Consider the following 7,033-nt stretch of genomic DNA (forward strand, 5'->3'; position numbering starts at 1 on the left):
CCGTATCCGCCCGAAGTTGTTCCCGCACAGCGGGTCGGCTCGGCAACAGAGTTCTCGAGGTTCACCCGCAATGGATTCCACCGTGGAATACAACAAGCCCAATCAACTACAGATGCTGGGCTTGGACCCGGCAACAATGGCCACACCGCAGTCGAATTCGGCCGCAGAGAACGAGAAAAAGGTCGCTCAAGACCCTGTCCTGTCCACGATTGTCAAACCCCAGCCGGACAAGCCCAGTTCGCTGCAGGCGGCCGGACTCGATCCCGCCACCGTGGGAAACCCGAAAACCGATCCGCGGCAGCAGAATCAACCGAACCAGACCTTCGGCGGGCTACCCGACACGCTGGCGATCGTCAACAACGGCAAACCCAAAGACGGTCAGACGCTGACATTGCCCAGCGGTACCACGATCCACAACGAAGAAGTTCGGCTGTCGAACGGATTGACCGGCAACAAGGCCACGATGATCGTGCCCGGAGCGGATCACCCTCTCGTCTCGGCACCCTCGGTGGGCTACTCCGAGGAACAGATCGCGGGCTTGTTCACCACCAGCGACTCCTACAGTGCCGAACAACGCAACCAGGACCTGGCGCTGCTCAACGGCCCCCGCAAACAGGGCCCTTACACTCCCGCTGCCTTGGCCGCGGACGAAGTCGCCAGGGCAGCGGCCACCGCACGTCTCAATCAGCACTGGAACCCCGCCGCCTTGCAGGGTGGCTCCGACGGTGCCCTGGTACTGCCGGGTCCGGGCTACAGCCCGGTCCAGATCGCCAACGACCTGAGGCTGGCCGCCACCACCGGCGTCCTGGACGAGGCCAGCGATCGCAAACGTGAAGAAGCACGCGAGCGTCTCGACCGCCCGGAGTACGTCTACACCAAAGAAGAACAGGACCAGGACCAGGTCAATCTGCGCTATCAGTATCTGCCAGTCGATCATCCCGACCGGCAAAAACTGGTCCAAGGGTTCATCGACAACGAAGGCCTCACCCCCGCACAGGCACAGCAAGCGGTGTGGCGCAACGCCTTTACCGCCCGCCAGCGGCTCGATCAGGCCGGGATCCCGCTGCTGGACCCGGCCCAGGCCCGCGAACTCGAGAACACCCCTCGGGCTTACGCCTTCGACCCCAGCCACCCCACCCGCGAAGTCGCTCCCGACCCGCACAAGTTCACCGAGACCGACTTCCGCAACTTCCTGCGCGATGCCAGCGGCCTCGGCGATCTGACCGACGGCATCTACAACGGCGATATCGGCCAAGCCGCCTTTGGTGCGGCGATGACCGGGCTGACCTTCTTCCCCAGCGCCATCCTGGGTCCTGTCCTTCGCCCCCTGGGCAGAGGAGCCGGCAAGCTCTGGAACAAGATCGCCCCACCCGAGATCGGTGACGAAGCCGCCATCGCCGCCGAACTCGCCGCACAAGCAGCCGCCCGCGGCACGGGAACCGGCGCCAAACTCGGCGAAACCACCCATGCCCCAACACAATTCCACCCCTGGGACCCCCAACCCGGAACATCGCTCTACGTCCCCAACGGCGCCCGGCCCTACCTCGTCCCCGACCCCCCGGCCATACCCGCCAAACCCGGTGGCGCGAGCCCGAACCCGGCCGAACTGATCGACCCCGGCTACAGCGTCAACGGCAGACCCTTTCCCGGCGATCCCACCATCTCACCCTGGAGATCGCCACGCCCGAACACCACCCCACCGTGGGATCCCGGCTATCGACCATTCACCTGGCCCGGTGACAGGTTCCGGCGTGAACCAGGCTGGTACAAGGGCTTCGGCCGCAGCGACGAACCCGGCGCCCACGCAGGGCCCCTCGCCAGCGGTGGCGAAAACTCGCGCAGACTGCCGGAAGGAATCCTGCAAGGAGTAGACGAGAAAGGGCGGGCCTACTGGTGGAATCCCAACACCGGCAGGCGAGTCACGATGGAACCGTGGGCAAAAGTCCCGTCCGACATCGCCATGCGCGGCCAACTCCACGACACACCCTTGGTTACGATCGAAACCGGGCTGCCCGCCTACGAACAACACATGCTCGACCAGGTCAACGACTTACAGAACGTCGACAAGGCCGCCCGCAACCAGGCCCAAATCGAGCTGAATAACTTGATCGACACACGTAAAATGACGATCAGGAACGCAGACGGCACGCTCCGTGCGCTCACCATCGATGACCTCTCAACCTCGAAGTTGGAGAGGTCCCTCGCTAATCTACAAGGCCGATATGAGCAGGCCGATCTCAAGAAGATCGGCCAACTCGCCGATGATCTGAGCATCAACAAGGGTGCCGTCGCCGGTTTGTCGGAGCTTCGGGGTGAGATCGGTGGGGATTACGCCGCTGAGAAGGTGCTCGGAATGGAGATCATCCATCGGGGCATCAATTCAGGCACCGCCGACTCGGTCGCGATCGCGGTGGACGCAGAGGGCAATCGCCGAGTTGTGCTATTGGAGTACAAGGGCGGTAACAAGCCCGACAGCTTCAGCAGCCGATCGGTCGAAGTCGGTAATGGCAGCAGGATCAATGTTGAGCAGGGGACCCTGCCCTACGCCCAGGACGAGTTCCTCCGACCAGGTTCCGAAGCGATGGAACGACTTCGGGCGTATGACCGGGCGAATGGTACGAACCTGGCGCAGGAAATGCTGGACGGCAAGGAGTTCGATTACCTATTTGTCCACACCGAGCCGGGCACCAACAAAATCACTGTCTACCAAGTCGACCCCGGCACCGCGAAGGCTTTCACCCTCAAACAGCCCGGTTTCGAACCGGTTGCCACGATGCCGATGCCAGGCATCACCCCCCAGCCGATCGCAGCGGAGATCCCGGCATTCGACGGCACAGCATCGAAATCGGCGTCATGGATCGCGGACTTGACACTGCCCAGCCTGAACCAGCTGAACATGTGGGCTGGGCTCGCACTGCCCGCCCTCGTGCCGCTCATTCCGCTACCGATGCTCGAAAACCGCGGTAAACCAACCGACCAATCGATGGTCATCAACATCACCATCCCCCAGCCACCGGCCAGCGACGTCACCGCGCTCGAGACCGCGAAGGTCATAGGCTACGGTGCGCACATCCGCTAGGACCGGCAACGCCATGACCCCCCGCGCGCCTAACCCCCTCCTACAAAGAAAGTAGCATCCACCCATGCACGTCGACATCGAGGGCACCAAGCGGATCGCCCGTCTCGCCGCAGGATACGACTGGTCCTGGACCATCGACGACCTCTCACCGTTCTGCGCACAGGCCGGATGGGAAATGGTCGAATCGGATGACCTCGGCGCCTCGATACAGACTGACTTGGAGGTCAGTCGACCGGAAGCGATCATGTACGGACGCAACCGCCGGATGGACTACTTCATCGCCTTCGTCACCGACCTGGCAGAGGACGACACACCGATGTCGGAGGTACGGCCGGTGTTAGACGAGGGATTCGCGGATATCAGCGCAGAACTAACTGCATTATTCGGCGCGCCCGCGCGTTTCGAACCTGGAGTTGAAGCAAACGTCCGATGGGATCTGCCAGAAATCACGATCGCCTTGGGCCAGAGCTTCGGCGCGCTCCACTTGTATTTAAAAAGTCCAAAATACCAAGCTCGGATGGATGAGCCCGAACCGCTGGACGAGGACTAGTACTCCAGCCGCACGTAGTTATGTTGTGCGGTAGCGTCTTCCGTTGTGTCGATCGATGAGGATTCGGTCGCGTGGGTGGCCGGGCTGGGGTGAGTTGTTCGGGTGGGTGCCGAGACTGCGCAACATATTGGAGAATGATGGCTGGCTCTCAGGCTGTTAATGAATTGAAATCTCGCTTGAGTGCGGTTGGTATAACGTATTCCGTCGAGAATTTCACTGCCGTGGCCGACCCGCTGCTGGAGCAGATTTCGCTGATGATCGATTCCATCGACGATCAGTCTGTGATTCAGGCCGCAATAATGTGGGCGTTGGATTCGGGTGATTGTCCAGCGGGCGGCGAAGTCGTACGTTATTTCGCGCACCGGTATCAATGGCCCTGGCTCAAAGAAGAAGTCGAACGCAAGAGGGCGGATCGGAGGTCGGTTCGAGACCTTCGTGGAGAGCGAGTATATGAGTGGGTGCTGGAAGCGTTTGACGACGATTGGGACGATGCTGATTTCTATCCATCGCTGCAAACTGGAGGCCGCGCATCAAATGGCTCCGGCTAGCATCGAGCTGCCTACTAGTGCGGCCAGGGCAGCTGGCGCAATATTGGAGGAACAATGAACGAGAATCGAATCGAGGGTGAATTGAAGTCCCAATTTGCTGTGACTGGTCGAGCGATTCTCGTTGAGAATTCCACTCTCGCGGCCGACCCGCTACTCGCTAAGATTTCCCAAGTGGTCGACGGGGCAGCCAACGACCCCGCGATCCAAGCGGCAATTATATGGATACTGAACTCCGGCGAGTGCCCAGCCGGTGGAGAAATTCTGCGTTATTTTGCGTACAGGTATAGATGGTTGTGGCTTAAAGAAGAAATCGAACATCGGCGCGCGGACCATAAGCTAGCTCGGGATATGCGCGGAGAGCGGGCGTACGAGTGGATGCTCGAAGCGTTTGACGACGATTGGGACGATATTGATTTCTATCCATCGCTTCAAATCCCTGAACGCTGATCGATTCGCTGCGGTTCGGATCAGCCCGTGCACGTTGATATTGAGGGCATGGTCCGGAATCAAGCCAGGGCGCACCACTTGGCGTGGCTTGCCGATGTCCTACGCGCCCTCGGCGAGGACATCATTCACTGACATGCTGCGGCGTGCGCGTTGGATAGCCGTCCATATGGGTTGGCTGGCAAGGCTTTCCAACTTGCGCTCGTGTCGGTAACCGCGTGTTGGGCAGGTCGATCAGATCAACGCCAATGGGATTGAGGTTCCCCCGCTAATCCGGAGAGCGGATTATCTGGTTCCGACTGGAACCTGTTGATGGTAACCGGCTTCGAACTCGTCCGGTGATCGCCAGCCGAGCTTCTTCTGGATGCGCTGGGAGTTGTACCACCCGTCGATGTAAGCGAACAGGGCGTTCTCGGCCTCGTCGCGGGTGCGCCAGCTCCGCCGATAGACCAGCTCGGTCTTGAGGGTGGAGAAGAAGTTCTCCATCAACGCATTGTCGAAACTGTCTCCGACCGAGCCCATCGATTGCGCGATCCCGTTGTCGGCAAACCGATTAGCGAACCGGATGGCCGTGTAGGTCGAGCCGCGGTCGCTGTGATGGATCAACCGGCCGTCGCGGATCTCCCGGCTCCAGACCGCATATTCCATCGCCCCGAGCGCCAACTCGGTGTCGCAGCGATCGGAGATCTTCGGGCCGACGATCCTGTTGGAGAACGCGTCCCGCACCGCCGCCAACCATAACGCGCCCTGTCCGCACGGAATACGGGTGGCATCGGCCACCCACAACCGGTTCGGTTCCTCGGCGGTGAAGTCGCGTTCGACCAGGTCCGGTGCGGGCCTGGCCCGTGGATCCTGACGGGTCGAGCCGAGCCGCCACTTCTTGCGCAGGAACGCGCCCTGCAGCTGCGAGGCGCGCATCAATCGTTCGACACGTTTGCCGCCGACTCGAATCCCTCTGCGCCGCAAAATCGCATGCACTCTCGGCGACCCATAAGTGCCGCCGGAACTGGCGTGAATGTCGACGATCTCAGCCAGCAGCCTCTCGTCCTCGACATGACGATCCGATGGCTGCGCGGCGCGTTTCTTCCACTCGTAATAGGTCGAGGACGCGATGCCCAGGACCCGCAGTAGGAGCTCGACCGGGTGCTGGCTGTTCAGTTCGATGAACCGCATGATCACTGCCGGGTCGGGCCGAGCTCCGAGGCGAAATACGCACTCGCAGAACGCAATATCTCGTTGACCCGCTCCAGCTCGGCCACCCGCTTCTTCAACGCACGGTTCTCGGCGGCCATGTCGGTGCTCGGCCGGTCATCACGTTCACCGGCGTCGGCCTCGGCTTGGCGGATCCAGTTCCGCAACGCCTCGTGATGCACCCCGAGCTGGGCGGCGAGCTTGCGGATCGTCGGCTTGGGATCGGACTCCCGATACAGCCGCACGGCCCGAGCCTTCAATTCATCAGGGTACTTCTTCGGTGCTGCCACGAATGACTCCTTCCGGCCCTATCGGACCACAGTCAGAGCCCTCCGAGGAAGCGGGAAACCTCAGATCACCAGGACATCGCGGTAGGCCGCCTGTAGGGCGCACCCCCAGGACACATCGTGCGACGCGCGCCGCTCGTTGCCGCGCAACAATGTTCCTGACTCGTCCAAGGTCGCGGTCGGCAAAGGCCGCCGGTCGTCGAGACCGAACACCGTGGTCTCGCCTCTGGTCGCATTGCGGCGAGCAATCAGCAGCGACGAGACCAGTGCGACGCCGTCGCGGTGGCGGCACTCCGGTGCAGGCCACTACGGCAGATCAGGCCAGGCCGGCTCCGCGGTACGTGGCAGGGTTCGGATCATCTCGCCCGGCGAGGGCTGGATGCTGGCTTGTGCCACGAGATTTGGGATGTCGCGAGGCGGGACGGTCGACCGCACCCCGCAGACTGGGCATTCCAGGTAGTGCTCGTTGCTCACGGCGAAGAGGGGGATGAAGAACAGTGAGAACTTGGTGACGAACTTGCGCAATCCGTGCGGGCCGCTACACCGGCAGGTGCCGCAGTAGGCCGTGAGTGTGGCGAGCGTGTGAAGCTGCCGCTGCCAGCCGTAGATGAGCACCGAAACCTCCTGGGTTGCAACGAAAGAACCGCGCAGTATACGACGACGCGAGCAACTGGTGGTAGATGGCGACCCGTCCACCGCATAGAACCTTCGTATGCCGCCGAGCCAGCATTCGTGGTCACAGTCTTCCGACGTACGCAGCCTTCGTCGTTCGGTCGCCGAGACCGCGATGGGGATCCAAACATGTTTCATAAGGACAAAAATCGGAACTATGTGGCTGAGCTTTGCCAGTTCTCGCGCATAGTCCTGGGCCATCCCGACCGTGATCTCTGCAGTGAGGGCAGAGATGGCGCTGTAACTCTGAGTGCCCGTGTAC

The 7,033-nt window shown here is 61.6% G+C and carries 7 protein-coding genes and 1 pseudogene; 4 read left to right on the plus strand and 4 right to left on the minus strand.

The window, feature by feature from the left end; genetic code table 11:
* Positions 1-70: 70 nt before the first annotated feature.
* From ON39_RS39880 to ON39_RS49350, 4 genes are all read left to right on the plus strand, one after another.
* Positions 71-3,079: a hypothetical protein gene (locus tag ON39_RS39880; protein WP_040742000.1), complete on the plus strand. Its 3,009-nt coding sequence runs from the start codon at positions 71-73 to the stop codon at positions 3,077-3,079.
* Positions 3,080-3,143: 64 nt separating this feature from the next.
* On the plus strand, positions 3,144-3,629 hold the full coding sequence (locus ON39_RS39885; protein ID WP_040742001.1) for a DUF6301 family protein: 486 nt from the start codon (positions 3,144-3,146) through the stop codon (positions 3,627-3,629).
* 134 nt (positions 3,630-3,763) lie between these two features.
* A complete protein-coding gene (locus tag ON39_RS49345) occupies positions 3,764-4,177 on the plus strand; it encodes a hypothetical protein (RefSeq protein WP_157195614.1) in 414 nt (137 codons plus the stop codon).
* A gap of 54 nt (positions 4,178-4,231) precedes the next feature.
* Positions 4,232-4,624: a hypothetical protein gene (locus ON39_RS49350; protein WP_146251452.1), complete on the plus strand. Its 393-nt coding sequence runs from the start codon at positions 4,232-4,234 to the stop codon at positions 4,622-4,624.
* Between the two features lie 282 nt (positions 4,625-4,906).
* Here the strand turns inward: ON39_RS49350 and ON39_RS39890 are convergent, their stop codons facing one another.
* From ON39_RS39890 to ON39_RS50280, 4 genes and pseudogenes are all read right to left on the minus strand, one after another.
* Positions 4,907-5,794, minus strand: a complete 888-nt coding sequence (locus ON39_RS39890) for an IS3 family transposase (RefSeq protein WP_040742007.1) — start codon at positions 5,792-5,794, stop codon at positions 4,907-4,909.
* 2 nt (positions 5,795-5,796) lie between these two features.
* On the minus strand, positions 5,797-6,102 hold the full coding sequence (locus ON39_RS39895; RefSeq protein WP_040742002.1) for a transposase: 306 nt from the start codon (positions 6,100-6,102) through the stop codon (positions 5,797-5,799).
* Positions 6,103-6,162: 60 nt separating this feature from the next.
* Positions 6,163-6,390, minus strand: a pseudogene (locus ON39_RS47900) (2OG-Fe dioxygenase family protein); the annotation flags it as partial.
* A 15-nt stretch (positions 6,391-6,405) separates the two neighbouring features.
* A partial coding sequence (locus ON39_RS50280; RefSeq protein ID WP_218006201.1) for a zinc ribbon domain-containing protein occupies positions 6,406-7,033 on the minus strand: 628 nt, incomplete at its 5' end.

Origin of the sequence: Nocardia tenerifensis NBRC 101015 (assembly GCF_000308715.1) — a bacterium.
GTDB classification, from domain to species: Bacteria; Actinomycetota; Actinomycetes; order Mycobacteriales; family Mycobacteriaceae; genus Nocardia; species Nocardia tenerifensis.

What these genes read in the sequence shown, in the direction of transcription:
- ON39_RS39880 (WP_040742000.1), top strand. Translation starts at nt 71, where the DNA reads ATGGATTCCACCGTGGAATACAACAAGCCCAATCAACTACAGATGCTG.
- ON39_RS39885 (WP_040742001.1), top strand. Translation starts at nt 3,144, where the DNA reads ATGCACGTCGACATCGAGGGCACCAAGCGGATCGCCCGTCTCGCCGCA.
- ON39_RS49345 (WP_157195614.1), top strand. Translation starts at nt 3,764, where the DNA reads ATGATGGCTGGCTCTCAGGCTGTTAATGAATTGAAATCTCGCTTGAGT.
- ON39_RS49350 (WP_146251452.1), top strand. Translation starts at nt 4,232, where the DNA reads ATGAACGAGAATCGAATCGAGGGTGAATTGAAGTCCCAATTTGCTGTG.
- ON39_RS39890 (WP_040742007.1), bottom strand. Translation starts at nt 5,794, where the DNA reads ATGCGGTTCATCGAACTGAACAGCCAGCACCCGGTCGAGCTCCTACTG.